Annotated in this window: 9 protein-coding genes; 5 read left to right on the top strand and 4 right to left on the bottom strand. The window is 48.7% G+C overall.

Going from position 1 to position 18,222, the window contains the following annotated elements:
* Positions 1–213: 213 nt before the first annotated feature.
* Both NDK19_RS13620 and NDK19_RS13615 read left to right on the top strand, forming a co-directional pair.
* Entirely contained in the window at positions 214–3,360 is a 3,147-nt protein-coding gene (locus NDK19_RS13620; RefSeq protein ID WP_250632451.1) for a SusC/RagA family TonB-linked outer membrane protein, read from the top strand.
* 43 nt (positions 3,361–3,403) lie between these two features.
* Positions 3,404–4,882: a SusD/RagB family nutrient-binding outer membrane lipoprotein gene (locus NDK19_RS13615; protein ID WP_250632450.1), complete on the top strand. Its 1,479-nt coding sequence runs from the start codon at positions 3,404–3,406 to the stop codon at positions 4,880–4,882.
* 104 nt (positions 4,883–4,986) lie between these two features.
* On the opposite strand, the gene NDK19_RS13610 is transcribed toward NDK19_RS13615, so the two are convergent.
* The 3 genes from NDK19_RS13610 to NDK19_RS13600 all read right to left on the bottom strand — a co-directional run bounded on the left by NDK19_RS13610 (position 4,987) and on the right by NDK19_RS13600 (position 13,544).
* A complete protein-coding gene (locus tag NDK19_RS13610; RefSeq protein ID WP_250632449.1) occupies positions 4,987–7,065 on the bottom strand; it encodes a S46 family peptidase in 2,079 nt (692 codons plus the stop codon).
* A gap of 208 nt (positions 7,066–7,273) precedes the next feature.
* On the bottom strand, positions 7,274–11,101 hold the full coding sequence (locus NDK19_RS13605; protein WP_250632448.1) for a PAS domain S-box protein: 3,828 nt from the start codon (positions 11,099–11,101) through the stop codon (positions 7,274–7,276).
* Positions 11,102–11,390: 289 nt separating this feature from the next.
* Positions 11,391–13,544 carry a xanthine dehydrogenase family protein molybdopterin-binding subunit gene (locus NDK19_RS13600; protein WP_250632447.1) on the bottom strand — a complete coding sequence of 718 codons (2,154 nt, stop codon included), beginning with the start codon at positions 13,542–13,544 and terminating at the stop codon, positions 11,391–11,393.
* A 303-nt stretch (positions 13,545–13,847) separates the two neighbouring features.
* Here NDK19_RS13600 and NDK19_RS13595 point away from each other — a divergent pair, with 303 nt between their 5' ends.
* The 3 genes from NDK19_RS13595 to NDK19_RS13585 all read left to right on the top strand — a co-directional run bounded on the left by NDK19_RS13595 (position 13,848) and on the right by NDK19_RS13585 (position 16,293).
* Positions 13,848–14,459 carry a biliverdin-producing heme oxygenase gene (locus tag NDK19_RS13595; protein WP_250632446.1) on the top strand — a complete coding sequence of 204 codons (612 nt, stop codon included), beginning with the start codon at positions 13,848–13,850 and terminating at the stop codon, positions 14,457–14,459.
* Between the two features lie 107 nt (positions 14,460–14,566).
* Positions 14,567–15,313 carry a ParA family protein gene (locus NDK19_RS13590; protein ID WP_250632445.1) on the top strand — a complete coding sequence of 249 codons (747 nt, stop codon included), beginning with the start codon at positions 14,567–14,569 and terminating at the stop codon, positions 15,311–15,313.
* A 77-nt stretch (positions 15,314–15,390) separates the two neighbouring features.
* Positions 15,391–16,293: a ParB N-terminal domain-containing protein gene (locus NDK19_RS13585; protein ID WP_250632444.1), complete on the top strand. Its 903-nt coding sequence runs from the start codon at positions 15,391–15,393 to the stop codon at positions 16,291–16,293.
* Between the two features lie 66 nt (positions 16,294–16,359).
* Here NDK19_RS13585 and NDK19_RS13580 read toward each other — a convergent pair whose 3' ends face one another.
* Positions 16,360–17,688: a replication initiation protein gene (locus NDK19_RS13580; RefSeq protein WP_250632443.1), complete on the bottom strand. Its 1,329-nt coding sequence runs from the start codon at positions 17,686–17,688 to the stop codon at positions 16,360–16,362.
* Positions 17,689–18,222: the final 534 nt, after the last annotated feature.

The raw sequence follows: 18,222 nt of genomic DNA, 5'->3' as shown, positions 1-18,222 counted from the left end.
ACCACGACTTGGCAAAAAGTAGTTGCATCAAGGCAAAAAGCGACTGTATTACCGGTAAGGTGTTCAAAATTAAGTAAAAACGCGGCAAAAATACCGAAGCAACCCAAGACCCCGCGCCGTCAGACGATTCAATTCTCAAAACATTCCACATTATTTGACTTCAAAAGGACATATTCCGTACATTTGATTAACCAACTTAATTATGTGATGAATATGAAACAACTTTACCAAATGGGGTATGCTTTGTTGCTGATTTGCTGGGCAGGTATTGCCTTTGCACAGCAGCGTACCCTCTCGGGCAGGGTTACTTCCGCCGAAGACGGGCAGGCCATGCCCGGCGTGAACGTAACGGTTAAAGGGCAGAACAGAGGCGCCGTTACCGATGTGGACGGTCGCTTCTCGCTTGTGGTAGATGCCAATGCCAAAACATTGGTATTCAGTTTTATCGGTATGAAGACCCGCGAGGTAGAAATCGGTAATCAGTCTGATTTCAGCATCAGTATGCAACCCGATACCCGCGAGCTGAAAGAGGTAGTGGTTACGGCGTTCGGTATTGAGCGAAGCAAACAGGAAGTGAGTTATGCCGTACAGGAAGTAAAGGGTGAAGAGTTGGCGGAAACTTTGCGCCCCAACATAGTAAACAGCTTGCAAGGACGCATTGCAGGGGTAAACGTAGGCCTGACAGGCGGTACACCCGGGGCATCTTCGCAAATTGTGCTGCGCGGCGCTACCTCCATGGACGGCAATAACCAGCCGCTTTTTGTAATTGACGGCGTGCCGGTGGACAACAGCACCATGCGCGAAGGCTTCATCGTAGGCGATGCACCCAACCGAAATGCCGACTACACCAACCGCATTGCCGATTTAAACCCGAACGACATTGAAAGTGTAACGGTATTGAAAGGCCCTGCGGCAGCGGCACTCTACGGCGTTGATGCTGCGGGCGGCGCCATCATTATCACCACCAAAAAGGGCAAAAAAGGCTCTATGAAAATTGAGTACAGCGCCAACAGCCAATGGGAGCGCATCACTCGCTTCCCGCAATTGCAGGACGTGTACGGTTTCAGCCCGTTTGCTTCCGGTACGCTGACGGCCACCACCTCTACGGCCACTGCCCCGAACGTTATCATGGGCTTCTGGGGGGCTGAAATTCCTCCCGGTACACCGCGCTACGACAACCTGCGCAGCGTATTTAAGTGGGGTTTCAATCAGATGCACAGCATCAATATCAGCGGCGGCTCCGATTTGTTTACTTACAACGCATCGGGCAGCGTTTTCAATCAAAACGGTTCTATTCCTAACACCAAATTTGACCGCAATACTTTCCGCCTGAGTACAGGCGCTAAATTGAGCGAAAAACTGCGCCTGACTACTTCGGTGCAATACACCAACTCATTTGCCAAACGTCCGCCCGTTACCAAAGGAGCAGGCAGCGCCTATAATATCGCGCTTACATGGCCCAGTACCCGCGACATCCGCAACACTCGCGGTGAAGACGGCGCACTCACCGGCATTGCCGACATCAACAACGACGGGCAAGCGGATGACGTATTTGACAACCCTTTCTTCAACTTAGAACGCAACATTACCCAAGACAAAACCAATCGCGTATTGCTGAACGGCAGCCTCTCTTATGATGTACTGGATTGGCTCAACGTTACCGGCCGCTTAGGATATGACAACTACTACACCTACGGTATGACATTCTACGACCCTCAGTCGTGGGCACGTTTCCCGAACCGAAATATTGCCCGATTGGTAGGCGGTATTTTTTCGGAGTATGAAAACAAAAGCAGCTTGCTCAACTCTTTCCTGCTGATTAATGCCAAGAAAAAATTCGGCGATTTCAATACAGCCTTCACCTTGGGTAATTACACAGAAGACAAACTGTACCGTGTGGACTCACGCTACGGCGAAAACTTAGCTGACCCCGACCTTTTGAGTATCAGCTCAACGGCACTGGCCACCCGTGAGGTAATTGCCCGCGGTACGCAACGTCGTTTGGTGAGCGTGTTTGGCGAGTTGAAATTGGACTACAAAAACATGGTTTACCTGAGTGTAACAGGCCGCAACGACTGGAGCAGTACCATGCCGCGCGCTAACCGCAGCTTCTTCTATCCGTCCATCAGCGGCAATGCCGTTATTTCCGAAATCTTGGGATTGGAGCCCAGCGGCAAAGTATCGTTTGCCAAAGCGCGTATTTCTTATGCCGAAGTAGGTAAAGATGCGCCTCCGCATCAGGTTTTGCCTGCCTTGCAAGAATTTACGCGAACAGGTGGCGGCTATAACGTCGGTTTCTTCGGCCCCAACCCCGACCTTGTGCCAGAAAGAACCACCTCGTTTGAAACAGGTTTTGACGTGAAGTTTTTCAACAACCGCTTAGGCATAGACTTCACCTACTACCGCATGACGAGCCGCAATCAGATTGTACAACCGCGCCTGAGCTATGCCAGTGGCTACATCCTGCAAATCCTGAACTCCGGCGAAGTAGAAAACAGGGGCGTGGAAATAATGCTCAATGCCAATCCTGTGCGCACCAATGATTTCAGTTGGAACTTGATTGGCAACTTTGCCCTGAACCGCAACAAAGTATTAAGCCTACCAAACGGTTATACCGAATTTTACTTGTCCGATACATGGCTGGCAGGCGGTGCACGCGCAGGTTATGTGCCGGGAGAATCCATCATGACCATCACAGGCAATACCATGCGCCGCGATGCCAACGGCAACATCGTAATTGCCAACACAGGCACACTGGCAGGCTATCCGATTCGCGAAAATACTTATACCAAAATCGGCAATCGTCAGCCACTGTTTAACTTTGGTTTGACCAATAACTTGAAATACAAAAACTTCAGCCTTTCGTTCCTGTTCGATTTGCGATGGGGCGGCGATGTATTCAATGCTACCGACTGGGCACTGACCAACTTAGGTTTGAGCACCCGCACCCTGCAACGCGGCCAGCGTGTAGTATTCCAAGGCGTGCTGCCCGACGGAACGCCCAATACACGCGAGGTAGAATTGAACCGCGCCTATTTCAGCAGCTTGGGTACAGGCTCTACCGCCCCCGGCCTGATTGAGGAACTGTTCATTGAGAAGAACATCAAAGCCCTGCGCTTGCGCGATGTAACCTTTACTTATACCCTGCCCAACAATATTTTCACAGGTTCTAAGTTTGTGAAAAACCTGCAAGTAACGGCTACGGGCACCAACCTCTGGCTGCTAACCAACTATACCGGCGCTGACCCCGACGTGAACGGTCTGAATGCTTCTGCACGCGGCAGCGGTGCAATGGGCTTCGACTACTACTCTGTGCCTGCACCTGTTGCTTTTGCGCTTGGACTTCGTGCCGGCTTTTAATCATTCGTAAAACACGTTTGAGCCACTTAAATTGAACAAAGACATGAAAAATAAATGGATGTTATTGGCGCTGCTGCTGGTTATACCCTTCAGTTCGTGCAATAAGTTTCTGGATGTGAACAAAGACCCATTCCTGCCACAGGAAGCGCAACCACATTTGTATTTGCCGCAACTAATTTATGCGATGGGCGAAGGGCCGATGTTTGATGTGCGCTTTATCGGGCGATATACGCAGTATTGGCAACAAACTACGGCCAACGATAACTACGACCGAATGGGTAGAAGAGCCGTAGGCGGCGGCCTTGTAGGCAGTCAAACATATCGCAATCATTATTGGGCAATTGGTTCTAACCTGAATCAGATTCAGCGCATTGCCCAACAGCGAGGTTTTCGGAGCTATCAGGGCATTTGTACTGCCATCCGCGCTTACAGTTGGCAAATCAGCACCGACCTCTTTGGCGAAATGCCCTACCGTCAGGCATGGGATAATACACTGGCAACTTTTGAATACGATTCTCAAAAGTTCATCTACCAAGAAACCGATAAGTTGTGCGACCAAGCTCTGCGCGAATTAGACGACCGCAGCGGCACTCCTGACCCCAACCTACCTCGCTTTGAAAGCATCTACGGCGGCGATACGGACAAGTGGAAGCGTTTTGTATTTGCCATCAAAGCCCGACTGGCCAACCATATTTCCAACAAGCGCTCCTACAATCCGCAGCGCGTTATTGAACTGGTTGACCAAGCATTCCGCAACAATGACGATGACGCACTGCTGCGCTTTACTACGACCGCGGGCGTTCGTTCCGATTTTTACAGCTTCATGGGGCCTTCGCGTGCCAACTTCAATGCTAACCGTCAGGGGCGCATGATTGTAAACCTGCTGAACGGCACATACTTCAACAACGTAACCGACCCGCGCCTGCTGGGTATGTTTATGCCCAATGCGACGACCAACGTAGTGCACGGTTTAGTACCTACACAGGGTATTCCTGCCGGACAAACTGCCAATTTCCCGACCATCTACGGCAAGTATATCCATCAGGATGGCGCGCCGTATCCGCTGGTTACTTATGCAGAGTTGCAGTTTATCAAGGCAGAAGCCGCTTTCAGGCTTGGCAATCGCCAACTGGCTTACACGGCCTTTGTGAATGGTATCCGTGCGCACATGGAGCGCGTAGGCATTGCGCCTGCGGCTATTAACAGCTACTTGCAAACAGCTATCCCGCAAAACGGCACCGATTTGCAATTGCGCCACATTATGTCGCAGAAATACATCGCCCTCTACGGACAAATTGAAATCTGGTCGGACTTGCGCCGCTACAACTACGATGGCAATATTTTCATGGGTTTCCAAATTCCGACCAACTTGGCAGTAGAGAACAACGGCAAGCCTGTTCAGCGCATGTTGCCGCCTTCGTTCTCCGAAGAGGATTGGAACAGCGCCAACTTCCGTGCAAACGGCGGCTACGACGTGGATTATCACACCAAACCGATGTGGTTTGCTACGAACGAGGATTAAACAACAGTTGCTTTAAGGTTCTGAAAAACCGCTCCAATAAAAAACCCGACAGGTTTTAGAAACCTGTCGGGTTTTTTATTTTCTAAAAAGAGGCTGATACCTGATTACTTACCTGTTTCCAGTTCGGTTACTAAGCGTTTTGCTTTGTACACATGTTTCAAAGCGGCCATGATACCGCCGGCATGTACAGAAACAGTGCGGTTGTAGTCCGAACGGTAGATATAGTCGCCTTCGAGGCTTTCTATGTTACCATCGAAAATCAGGCCGATGGCTTCGCCGTTGCGGTTAATCATCGGGCTGCCGGAGTTGCCGCCGATGATATCGTTGGTGCTTACGAAGTTGAGCGGAGAAGCAAGGAACTCAGGTGTGCGTTTAGCTTCCAACCAGCGCTTAGGCAGCCTCCAGTCCGAATTTTGTCCGAAAGCTGTATTCAGTTCAAACAATCCGTAGAAATTGGTTACGGCAGGCGCTTTGGTGCCGTTGTAGTCATACCCTTTTACAACGCCGTCGGAAATACGCAGCGAGAAGGTAGCATCGGGCGGAATGGATGTGCCGTACACGTCATACAGCATACGCGCCAGTTTGCTGCGCTGTGCGTTCAGGGCAGTGTTCAGTGCTGGAATTTTTTGGTTGGCATCCAGCACGCGCGGCATCAGCAGGGCAGCCATGCGCACCACAGGGTCTTGCGAATCATTGATGGCCGTCATGCCTTTTTCTATCAGCGATTTGCGGAAAGCAACATCGTAAACTTTGGTGTTTTTGAGTGCTTCATCGGCAAATTGGGCAGCGGTTTTGCCTTGCAATAATTGCTTCACGGTCATATCGCTTTCACCCAGAATCGCCACCAACTCCATCACATCGGCGCGGAACAAGTCGGCTTCCAGTTCATCCTCGGTAGGTTTGCCGAGTTTTTCTACCTGCTCGCTCATGCGCTTCATGGTGTTTGCATCCATTGCCGAAGGTTGCGCCAGCATAAATACCATTTGCGCAGCCTGAAAGGCAGTAGATGCCGCTTGTGAGGCCAAAACAGGAGGTAATACATCGCGGTATTCTTTGCGATAGTTGGCGATAGCTTCCCAAATGCTGCCGGCTTCTTTATTTTTCTGCATGGCGGCTGCTTTGAACTGCTTTTCAAAGGCCGCACGGCGTGCGATGATGTATGGGTCTTGTAAGGCTTTTAACGCACCTGAACGCGCTTTGATGGTGTTTTCCATGCTGAAAATCATGTTCAGTATGCTGTCGCTCTTGGTGCGGTCATATACCTTTTTCAGGGCGGCAGACTGGTTGCGCAGCGTCATTACCTGTGCAGGAATCTGAATATCGCGCATAAATTCCAAGTCGGCTACCGTAAACTGACGGCTGGTGCGTCCCGGATTGCCGATTACGAAAGCCACTTCGCCTTCTTTCGCGCCGGTTGGGTTAAATTTAAAGTAGTGGTTGGTTTTCAGCGGCTGACCGTTGTCGTCATACACGCGCCAAAATGTGAAGTCCAAACAATAGCGTGGATAGGTAAAGTTGTCATAATCGCCGCCGTAGTAGCCCAATTGCAATTCCGGAATCATCACCAAACGCACATCTTTGTAGCGTTTGAAGCCGTAGAGCGAGTAGCGGCCACCGTTGTAGAAAGTAACTGTTTGCAGTTCTAAACCTTTCCAGCCGTCTTTTTCTGCATACTCTTTACGGATGGCGGCAAGTTCCGACTCGCGCAGTTGGATTTGTTCTTGGTCACTTTTGCCTTTGTCCATTGCCTGTTGCACGCGCGCAGTGATGTCTTCTAATTTTACCAACTGGTCTACGTACAAATCGGCCACGCGGCGCTCATCGGTTAGTTTGGCTGCATAAAAGCCGTTTTCATTGAAATTTTCGCCTGCCTTTTGCACTTTGGTAGCTACATCGCGGCTGCAATGGTGGTTGGTCATCACCAAACCATTGGCAGACACAAAAGAAGCCGAGCACCAAGAAGCGAAACGCAGCGCACTGAGGCGTACATTTTCCAGCCATTGGTCGGTTGGCTCAAAACCGTAAGTTTGTTTCCAAAACTCTTTGGGCGGCGCATCAAAAGTCCACATTTTCCCATTGTCAAACTTTCCTGCCTGTACCGTATCGGCACGGAACGTGGCTTGTGCCTGTGCTGTACCTGCCAGCGCAGCCGAGCAAATCACCGCCGAGAGCAGTTTTTTCATTCGTAGCATGTTGTTAACAGTTAAATTCAGGCTGTAAAAATGTTAAATCCTGATGGTTTTTGAAAATCAGGAAGCAGATTGGGGCAGCACTTTTCACAGGCTGTGCGGGTATCGGTGGGAAGAGTGCGCTTCATAAAGCAAACAGCAGCGTGGTAAATGTTACCACGCTGCTGCAAAAAATCAATAACCCAAAAAGTATTAACATCTATCAACCGGCCTTTTCGTCGGTTGCTTCTACGGCGGTTTTGTCCTTAGACCTGCCGTTTTTCTTGATAATCACTTGCTGTAAATAAGCCACCACTTTGTAAGGCTCGCCGTTCAGGTTCATAATCGGATTATAGCTGCCGCGGGCTATGACCTCATGGCCTGCTTTGTTAAACAGTTTAAACTCTCCGTCCTGTGCTTTGCCGCTGCGCAGATTCGTCCAAAACATCGCATATTCATTGGTTTCCGATTCTTCCTTGCCGGCAAACAGCTTATGATGGCGGCCAACTACTTCATTGATACCGTAATTGAACAGGTCGAGGAAATTTTCATTGGCTTCCGTCAAATGACCTTTCATATCAAACTCGGCAACGGCAAAAGAGCGACGGATGGCATCCAACTGTCCGGTAACATCCAGATTCACCATTTTTTGCTTCGTAATTTCCTGTGCGAGTTTGATTACTTTCACAGGCTTGCCGTGTCTGTCCATTACGGGCATATAGCTGGCATTGAACCATTTCTCTTCTCCGTTTTTGGTCAAGCGTTTAACTTCTCCCATGAACGGCCTGCCCATGCGCAGGTTATCCCAAAATCTGATGTAATCGGGCGTACTGGCTTCTTTGGCATCCACAAAAAGGCGGTGCGGTTTGCCTGTAATTTCTTCCAACCGATAGCCCATTATTTCCAAGAAGTTTGTATTGGCATCCAGCACAAGCCCCTCCATATCAAACTCTATGGTTGCCATGGTGGTGTCAATAGCAGCCATCAGCCCGTTGAGGTTCATGGCGGTGCGCTGCATCTCCTCCTGATTGGCCTGCAACTCTTCCAGATTCTGACGAATTTCTTCTTCTTGTGTGCGCAGTTCTTCCATTTGCTGCTGTGTTTGCAGCTCTAACTCCTTCTGTTTGGTGATGTCTTTGATGAATGCCGTGTAAACCGACTCGCCCTCGAAACTTGCTTCGCTCAGCGTAAGCAGAATGGGTACTTTGCTACCGTCTTTGCGGCGTGCCTCTACCTCGCGGCCTATGCCGATTACTTTTTTCTGACGGGTAGTTTCGTAGTTGTGCAGGTAGCGGTCGTGGTGGGTGGCATGTTCGGAGAACATCAGCATTTTCACGTTCTTGCCAATAACTTCGCTGCGCTCATAGCCCCACATTTGCTCGGCTGCGGCGTTGAAGAAACTAATCGTGCCGGTTTTGTCAATCGTAACCACCGAATCGGCGCAACCTTCCAGAATATTGGTAAACTTCTGTGCAATGGCTTCGGCTTCCTTCTGCTTGGCTTGCAGCGCTTCCTGAATGCTTAGGAGTTCCTCCATGTTCTGGCGGATTTCCTCTTCCTGTGTGCGTAACTCCTCTATTTGTTGCAGCGTTTGCTGCTCTAACTCCTTCTGTTTGGTGATGTCTTTGATGAATGCCGTGTAAACCGACTCGCCCTCGAAACTTGCTTCGCTCAGCGTAAGCAGAATGGGTACTTTGCTACCGTCTTTGCGGCGTGCCTCTACCTCGCGGCCTATGCCGATTACTTTTTTCTGACGGGTAGTTTCGTAGTTGTGCAGGTAGCGGTCGTGGTGGGTGGCATGTTCGGAGAACATCAGCATTTTCACGTTCTTGCCAATAACTTCGCTGCGCTCATAGCCCCACATTTGCTCGGCTGCGGCGTTGAAGAAACTAATCGTGCCGGTTTTGTCAATCGTAACCACCGAATCGGCGCAACCTTCCAGAATATTGGTAAACTTCTGTGCAATGGCTTCGGCTTCCTTCTGCTTGGCTTGCAGCGCTTCCTGAATACTCAGGAGTTCCTCCATGTTCTGGCGGATTTCCTCTTCCTGTGTTTTCAATTCTTCGTTATTCTGCTGAATTTCCATCAGGAGTACTTTTTCAGCCGAAATATCCTGCACAATCTTAATAACCTTTGTAGGTCTGCCCAAGTGGTCAACAATGGTGTTATAATTGCCTCTGAGCCATACAGATTTGCCGGATTTGGTAATGCGCTCAAATTCGCCGTCGTTGAAGCCTGCCTGACTGCCCAATTTTTCCCAAAAATGCTTGTACTCTTCCGAAGCAAGCTCTTTGGGCGGTACAAACATGCTGTGGTGCTTGCCTTTGATTTCTTCCAACGAATACTCCATCAGTTGCAGGAAGTTTTCATTGGCAGTCAGAATATTCCCCTGCGTATCAAACTCAATAATGGCATTGGCGCGGTTGATGGCCTCCATTTTGCCGTTGAGGTCAATGGCCTGCAACTTGGTTTTGCTGATTTCTGCCTGAATGGAGATGTATTTACTCACCTCTCCCTCTTCATCAAAAATAGGGTTGATGGTCAGCGAAATCCAGTATGGTTTGCCGTCCTTACCGTAGTTGAGGATGTCCTCGCTGAATGAACGCTTGGTTTTCAGTTTCCGACTGATACGCGCCACCGTTTCGGGGTCGGTATCGGGGCCTTGCAGGATGTGCCCCGGCTTTTTGCCGATAATCTCATCGGCTTTGTAGCCTGTCATGCGCTCAAAGCCGCGGTTTACGTATTCGGTAATGCCTTGTGCATCGGTGATGATAACGGCATTGTCGGTATTGTCTGCAACCAATGAGAGGCGCTGGAATTGGATTTCCGCTTCTTTGTTGGCCGTAATGTCTTGACCCAGCATCAGCACTTTGCGAATGTTGCCATCGGCATCTTTTACAGGGCTGAAAGCCGCCTGCAACCATATCTGGCGGCTGCCTTTGCCGCTGAACAAATAGTTGCCCGTTTGCGAAATACCATTGCCTACCTGATTCCACAACTGCTCAAATGTGCCCGTTTTGCGGCCGGCTACAAACATGGGGTGCAATTTTCTGCCCCGCAGTTCGTCGGTAGTAAAGCCTAACTGTTCGGCAAAACGATGGTTGGCAGAAGTAATCACCCCCTCTGTATTCAACTCAACCATGCACAGCGTCAGGTCTATGGCCGCAAACAATCCGTTCATCTCCATTTCCTTGCGCTGCATCTCCTCCTGTGTGGCCTGCAACTCCTCCATGTTTTGCCGCATCTCCTCTTCGGCAGAGCGCAGTTGCTCGGTTTGCTGCTGCGAAATGCGCAACAAGTATTGCGTGCGCTTGCTCACCTGCGCATTGGCAACCGTAGAGGCGATGTTTTCTCCTAATTTGCGGATGAAATCTACCTGATAGGGTTGGAACGGCTGAAACGCCGCCAACTCAATCATACCGACTACTTTTTCATTCACTTTCAGCGGTACAATCAAGAGGGCACTGGGGCTTTCCGCACCCAGCCCGGAACTGATGGTTGAGTAGTTCTTCGGAAGTGCGTTGTATTGAATGGGTTCTTTTTCCAAATACACCTGCCCTATCAGTCCTTCGCCTATTTCAATGCGTTTTTGCAAGAACTTGCGGCGGTCGTAGGCATAGCAGGCGACCATTTCTATGAACGGTTCGCGGCCGTCTTCTTCATTGACCACAAAAAGACCGCCCTGATTGGCATTGACATATCTTACCAAGTTGGAAATAATGCTGTTGTAGAGCAGTTCCAAATCGTGTGTACCTATTCGCAGAATTTCAACAAACTTTGCCAACCCTTCATTTGCCCATTGGCGCTCTACTTCTTTGGCGGCGATGTTTTGCATCTCTTCGCGCATTTTCAACAAGGCGCGGGTCAAAGCCGATGGTTGCTCGGTTACTAAATCTGCAATGGTATGCTGTGCTTCGTCTAATTTTCCCTGAGTGATGGCTTCTACAAACTGAGTAGCCCGTTCGGCCTCTTTTCGCAATTGTTCCGCCGTGCGCTCGGCTAAACGGAAGGATTGCATCCGCTCCTTGCCTACAATACTGAAAGGTAACATACCGGTGAGATTTTATAGTTAATACTGTTTTGGTGTTTAGTGAGAGGACTGGTTGCCTTTCTGCAAAGAAAACGGTATCAACATCAGTTTATTGCGGTCTTATAAAAATTTTATCAATAAACCAAGCAAATAGTAAAATATTTTGTTTAACTGAGACTCAACAAAAACCTGACTTGTAGATTAAAAATTCAATAATATCTCAAAAAAGTCTATGCAAAAAACAAAAAAGACCATCCAAGTATCTCAAAAAGCCTTGGATGGTTCAACAAATTTTTTTAATATTTTTCTTCTATACAGCCAACGAAAACGGTAGTGTGCGAATGCGCTTGCCTGTCAGGGCAAAGATAGCATTGCACAAAGCAGGTGCCACAGGTGGCAGCCCGGGTTCCCCTACCCCACTCGGCTCATGGTTATTGGCTACGATGTGTACTTCTATCTCGGGCACTTCGTTGATGCGCAGCGGGCGATAACTGTTATAATTCTGCTGCTTTGCCTGACCATTCTCAAAGGTAATCGCATCTTTCACGGCTGTGGATAGTGCCATTACTACATTGCCTTCTGTCTGAGCGCGTACATTGTCCGGATTGACCGCAATGCCGCAATCCAACACACTCACCACGCGGTCTATTTGTATAGCACCTTCGGCATTTTTGGAAATAAAAACCGCCGTTGCGCAAATTGTATTGAACGAACGGACAATAGCAACGCCACGCGCTTTTCCCTGCGGCAGCGGCTTGTTCCATTCCGCCTTTTCGCGGAGGGTTTCCAGTGCTATTCGGAAGCGCTCGTGCTTGTGCATCAGTTGCAGGCGGAACTCCAAGGGGTCTTTTTTGGCAGCATGTGCCAGCTCGTCTATGAACGACTCATGTCCGAAAGCGTTGGTAGATGAATACACCGAACGCCACCACAGCAGCGGCACGGTCGTTTCGGCATGGTGGTAGTCTAACAGGAAATTGGGGATTTCGTAGGGGCTGTTTTCGCGGTCAATGGCTTCCATTGCCCAGTCGTCGGCTTTGTCGGCTTTCAAGCCTCCCCATTGGTTTTGAATGGAACCGCCGATAACGGTATGCTGCAAGGCCGTAACATTGCCTTGCGGGTCTATGGCAGCACGCAGTTTATTCACCATCGCGGGGCGGAAAGGGCCTTGTGTCATATCGTCCTCGCGCGTCCAAATGAGCTTGACAGGTGCTTTTACTTCTTTGGAAAGCAAGGCAGCCTGTACCACAAAATCATAGAAGGCTTTTCTGCCGAAAGCGCCGCCCATAAAAAGCACATGTATTTTGACTTTATCGGGTGCTATGCCCAATTCGCGGGCAACATCGCCAATTGCACCATCGGGCGACTGCACAGGCGCCCAGAGTTCGCATGAGCCGTCTTCCTTTACGTGTGCCAGTGCTACCAGCGGCTCCATGGCAGCATGTGCAGCAAATGGGGTTTCGTAAACAGCTTCAATAATTTTGTTTTCGGCGTTTGCGAAAACAGGCTTCACGTCGCCGATGTGTTCGTGAGCAATGCCGTAGGGCTGCTTAGCCAACGCACGCATTTTTTCAAAGTAGGCCTGTTGCTGAAAAGTACTGTGCGGCATTTTTTCCCAAGTAATGTTGAGCGCCTTACGCCCCTGAACGGCTGCAAAGTAGTTGTCGGCAATAACGGCTACCCCTTCGGAAGCCTTGCTGAATATCGGGCGCTTTACCCTGACAATCTGCTTCACACCTTTGACGGCTTTGGCGCGGCGGTCGTCTATGGTAACGGCTTTGCCCCAAATGGCAGGCGGCATGGCAACGGAGGCATACAACATCCCCGGCACTTTGGCATCCATGCCAAATATTGCCGTTCCGTTGGTTTTGGCAGGCACGTCTATCCGCGGAACAGATTTACCGATGATGCGGAAATCTTTGGCAGGCTTCAACGCCGGGTTTTTAGGTACATCCAATCGGGCAGCATCTGCGGACAGTTCGCCATAGGACAGCCTACGTTGCGTAGGTCGGTGATGAATTTCACCATTGGCGGCGTAACACTCCTCCGCAGGCACTTTCCACCGCTGTGCGGCAGCCTGCGTCAGCATCTGACGGGCAGCAGCACCCGCTTCGCGCATCGGTTTCCATGAAGCACGCACAGAGCCGCTACCACCGGAAAGTTGCCCGCCGTATTTTCGGTTGCCATCGGAAGGAATGACCGTAATTTGGCTCATTTCTACTTCCAACTCCTCGGCAATTAATGAAGGGATGGTATGGAATGTCCCCTGCCCCATATCGGGGCGTGGATTAATCAACGTAATCTTACCGCTTGGCTCAATACTGATAAACGGCGTAATTTCAGATGAGCCACTGTCTGCCACTTTGGCTAATACAGCTTTTTTGTCGGCGAAAACAAAACCCAATGCCAATGCAGAACCTGCAAGGCCGGTGGTTTTCAGGAAATCTCTGCGCGGTAGCTTTTGCATGGGAATTTTACCTTAGTTAGCGAACTTAAAATTAGCAGAATCCCAAGAAAAACAGGCGATAAACCATGCACTTTTTTGTAGCAGTAAAAGTAGCAGCGTGGTAAATGTTACCACGCTGCGGGTTGTTGTAATCATGCCTATCATCCGATGTGTTGCTGATTTTCAAAATATGAAATGCTGTTTTTATTCACTCATATTAATTCTGTTGTTTATTTTGTATGACTAAAAAGCCAAGCAGGTTGCCTTGATTAATCCTCAATCAATACGCTGTAAGGCTTGAAGTTTCAATAGGAGAGAGAACAGATGAGTATTCATAAAAAGCTAAAAGAGTTTACTGCCGCCCATCATGATAAGATTGAGCAGAATACACTCACCAAAGCCATTGTGGATGAAACCATCACACAAGAGGCCTATGCGCATTTGCTGAGTAAGTTCTACGGCTTTTACAGCGTTTGCGAACCGCCGCTGGAAAAGTCGGCGCTGTGGCAACAGGCCGGATTTAACATCGTAGCCCGCCGCAAAACACCGATGCTTATAAAAGATTTGCAGTTTTTACAAATCAACCCCGCCAACCTGCCTCTGAGCAGCGACCTGCCGCCTCTTCAAACCGATGCGCAGCGCGTGGGTTTTCTCTATGTCATGGAAGGTTCTACACTTGGCGGACAATTTCTTAGCCGCGCACTGGCAAGAAAATTCGGTTTTACTGCCGAACAAGGTGCGGCATACTTCAACAGCTACGGCACCGAAAATCTGGGGGATATGTGGAAAGAATTTCAGGCATTACTTAGCGATTTTGCAAGTAACCATCCCGAAGCGGAGGATGAATTGCTGCAAACAGCTTCTCTAACCTTCCAAAAATTAGATGCATGGCTTTCTTCTTACTTGGCGTTTGGTGGTCTGAATAAAGTTTTTTAAGTAACAACACCCCCAAGAGCAGCGCGGTAAATATTACCACGCTGCTGTTTTTTTGTGTAAACCATATAAAATCCTAATTTCGTACACGTCAAACCAACTTGCAACGGATGAAAATTATCGCCATCATCAACCACAAAGGCGGCGTGGGTAAAACTACGACCACGCTCAACTTGGGCAAAGCCCTTTCCCTTAATGGCCGGAAAACACTTATCATAGACATAGACCCGCAGGCAAACCTCTCACAGGCAATCGGTGTGGAAGAGCCCGAGCGAAATATTTATCAGGCTGTTTGTGAAAACGAACCGCTGCCTATTATGAATTTGGCGGCTAACTTAGACCTTGTACCGGCAGATTTAGACCTGTCGGAAGCCGAAGTAAAACTGCAAGCCGATGTCAATGGCTATTTTCGCCTCAAAAATGCCCTGCGCACCGTCAAAGACAACTACGATTTTATTCTGATAGATTGTCCGCCTTCGTTGGGCATCCTGACCACCAATGCCTTGATTGCAGCCACCGAAGTAATGATTGTGGTGCAGTCCGAATATTTGGCCGTAAAAGGTCTGCAAACCATCTTGCGGCTGGTAGAAAGCATCCGCGAAAACCTAAACCCGACCATTGAAATTGCCGGACTGCTCATTACGCAAATCAATAAAACCGTTTTCCGTCAGCACATAGCCGAAACCGTCCGCGATATCTATCACGGCAAGGTTTATCAATCGGCCATTCGCCAAAATATCAGTTTGGCAGAAGCTACATCGGTTGGGAAAGATATTTTTGAATACAGCCCCCGCTCGGCAGGCGCAGAAGACTACATGGCACTAGCCAAAGAAATCATAGGCAATCAGGTGGCATAGTCGGGCAAGGATGAGATGACGAAACGATTGACGGGATGGTTGAGTGATTTGAGTGTGTAAAAAATCTACTGTAAAGCATGGCAAAAAAGGCATTTAAATTTGATAAGTTGGTAGAACAAGCGGAAAAGCAAAACCAACAATCGTTGGAATATATCCGCGAAAACATTGTTATTGAAGAACAGTTCAAGCACTTCATTCCGCCGCTGGCCGAAGACGAATACCGCCAGTTGGAAGACAACATCCGCAAAGAAGGCTGCCGCGATGCGCTCATCGTTTGGCAACGCGATGGCAAGTATATCCTGATAGACGGGCATAACCGCTACCAAATTTGCACCACTTACAACCTGCCGTTTCGCGTTCAGTTGATTGACTTTGCCGATGAAGAAGCCGCCAAAGACTGGATGATTAACAACCAGTTGGGCAAGCGCAACGTTACCGAAGAAACCAAAGCCTACCTGCGCGGCTTGCAATACAAACAGGAAAAACGCAAAATAGGCGGCACAGGCAGCAATCAGTTTCAGAAGACAGGTGAAGGCGAGCGCACCGCCGAGCGATTGGCAGAACAACATCAGGTATCGGAAAAAACCATCCGAACCGATGAAAAGTTTGCCGAGGCCTTAGACAAACTCACGCAAGGCAACGAGCAACTCAAATGGGACATGCTCAACAAGCGCGTCAAATTCAGCAAGTTGCAGCTCACTAATCTTGCCAACGAAGACGATATATTGGCAGAAATGGGAGAGTACATCATGAACGGCAGCAGCTTTGCCGAAGCCTACCGAAAAGCCAAAGAGCAAACCGCTGCCCCCGAACCGGCAGCCGTATCGGCAGACACCGCAACCGCTAATGACACGGCAAAAGCAGCCGAACAGGTGAAAAACAATATTGTCAAACTATTGGGGCAGGCCGTTAAAAAACGCAACAGAAGTGCCTTAGAACAAGCAAAGGCATTGATGGATACTTTGGAAAGCCTTTTGTAAAAACTAAAAGGAGCTACCCTTGCTTGCGGATAGCTCCTTGAACACATAAAAATCAAAGGGGGAAGACTACCGTTTTTCCACCACATCGCCGGCGATGACATAGCCAAGGCGTGTGGCAAACTCAGCCTCCCCGACAGTTTCGCCGGTGGCTTCGCAATACGCACGATAGGTTGCCTGAAAATCGGCATAAGGCATGGTAAACTTGGGCTTGGCAGCAGCAAATGGAATTTCGGCCTGCCGCTCCACCGCATAGGCCGTTGCTTTGGTCAAAGCAGACACAGCGGCATTTTCCGCTGCCTCGGCCGTTACGGGTGCAGGGTTTCTTTTAGCACCCGACTGCACCAGCATCGCCAAAGACTTTTTCTGCAATTCACTGCGGCGAAACTCTATTTCGGGCAACCACCAGCCATTAATCAAAGCAGCATAAATGTAGTTAGCCATGTTTTGTATTTGTTTGGCTTTCTGTTGCTGTTTTTTGCTGCGGTAGTGCTCCTGCGCCATCTTAATACAGGTTTCCACATAGAACGAATCCCAGATGTAATCGTCTTTCAAAGGTGCAGAAGTGTTTACCCAGTCGCGGATGCGCCATATATCGCGTTCCTGTACGCCATAGCGCAACAGTTCGTTTTCCCACTCATATTGCGCAACAGGGGCCAGCGTGCGTTCTTGCTGTGCATCGTTTTTAAAGTGAAATCGGATGGCCTGAATGGCTTTGCCGCCTTTTCCGCCGCGCACGATTTCGTATTCAAACTCTACCCAAGTCCCTTTAAATTCTTCATAGACTACGTCCAATACGCGTGCCTTGAAATTATTGAATCTTCCTTCGTATTGGTCTTCGCAACCTAAGGCTTTTTTCAAGCCCTCAACCGTAAACTCCAACATGCCGCCGCGCTGTTTCCACTGCTGTTCGCGGATGAGCCAGTACATCAAAAAAGAGTATTCGCTGCGGAAGGTGCGAAGCAATTCAATATCGCCTTTGGTAAATCCGGTTTCCAATTTTACCAAAATAGCCTTTAAATACTCATTCAGGCGCACTTGAAAGTGCTTTTCCTTGTATTTAATCACCGGAAAGGGGTTAAAAGTAACGGCATATTTTTCGTTGAAATGCGTTTGCATAAACTCCTTATCCAAGCGAAAAACACGTTTTTGCAGCACTTCGGCAATGCGGGTAAACTCCTGATGTGCCTTTTTCTGGATAACCTTTTTGTCGGTGCTGTGGGTGATAAATTCGTAGGGTATTTCATAGTCTAACCTGTCCGGCTCGGCCAAATGGTTGAAATTTAACACTTCCATATACAGCCGTTGTTCTGCCAGTTTTAGTTCGGTATTAACGCCTATCAGTATGTTTGGATGAAATACGGTATAGTGTATCGGATGTTTTTTCTTTTCTTTCATGTGAATCATATTAGCACTATATGTACAGTAAATACGCTGCAATCATGCAAAAACACGTTCTAACTTAACTGATAGCTGCTACAAATCAAAATTTTACGTAGCAGAAATTGTAAAAAAAAGCATTGCACAAATTTGTAGCAGTTATCAATTCAAAGGGAGCCTGTTGGTAGGGCAAAAAAGCATCGCACGCACAAATTTGTAGCAGTTAAAAACAGGTGTACACAAATTTGTAGCAGTCAGCAACTCGCGACTTGATGCGGAAATAAGCGCCTGCCGTTGGCTTTGTTGCAGCACACAAATTTGTAGCAGTTAAGCATGCACACATACACAAATTTGTAGCAGTCAGTAGGGGAAAAGGGGGATGCACGTATTTGTAGCAGTCAAAAGGGGGTGTTTAAAATATCAACAACTTCTAAAAAAACAACATGCACAAATTAGTAGCGGTTAAGCGGGGAAACAACACAAATTAGTAGCAGACAAGCAGGAGAGTAGGCACAAATTTGTAGCATTTTTACTTGCAATCTACACAAATTT

This window comes from Rhodoflexus caldus (assembly GCF_021206925.1).
Lineage (GTDB): Bacteria > Bacteroidota > Bacteroidia > Cytophagales > Thermoflexibacteraceae > Rhodoflexus > Rhodoflexus caldus.
This window is presented reverse-complemented; position numbering and strand designations above follow the sequence as displayed.

Excerpts from the sequence above, each read along its gene's own strand:
- NDK19_RS13620 (WP_250632451.1), top strand. The coding sequence starts at position 214 with ATGAAACAACTTTACCAAATGGGGTATGCTTTGTTGCTGATTTGCTGG.
- NDK19_RS13615 (WP_250632450.1), top strand. The coding sequence starts at position 3,404 with ATGAAAAATAAATGGATGTTATTGGCGCTGCTGCTGGTTATACCCTTC.
- NDK19_RS13610 (WP_250632449.1), bottom strand. The coding sequence starts at position 7,065 with ATGAAAAAACTGCTCTCGGCGGTGATTTGCTCGGCTGCGCTGGCAGGT.
- NDK19_RS13605 (WP_250632448.1), bottom strand. The coding sequence starts at position 11,101 with ATGTTACCTTTCAGTATTGTAGGCAAGGAGCGGATGCAATCCTTCCGT.
- NDK19_RS13600 (WP_250632447.1), bottom strand. The coding sequence starts at position 13,544 with ATGCAAAAGCTACCGCGCAGAGATTTCCTGAAAACCACCGGCCTTGCA.
- NDK19_RS13595 (WP_250632446.1), top strand. The coding sequence starts at position 13,848 with ATGAGTATTCATAAAAAGCTAAAAGAGTTTACTGCCGCCCATCATGAT.
- NDK19_RS13590 (WP_250632445.1), top strand. The coding sequence starts at position 14,567 with ATGAAAATTATCGCCATCATCAACCACAAAGGCGGCGTGGGTAAAACT.
- NDK19_RS13585 (WP_250632444.1), top strand. The coding sequence starts at position 15,391 with ATGGCAAAAAAGGCATTTAAATTTGATAAGTTGGTAGAACAAGCGGAA.
- NDK19_RS13580 (WP_250632443.1), bottom strand. The coding sequence starts at position 17,688 with ATGAAAGAAAAGAAAAAACATCCGATACACTATACCGTATTTCATCCA.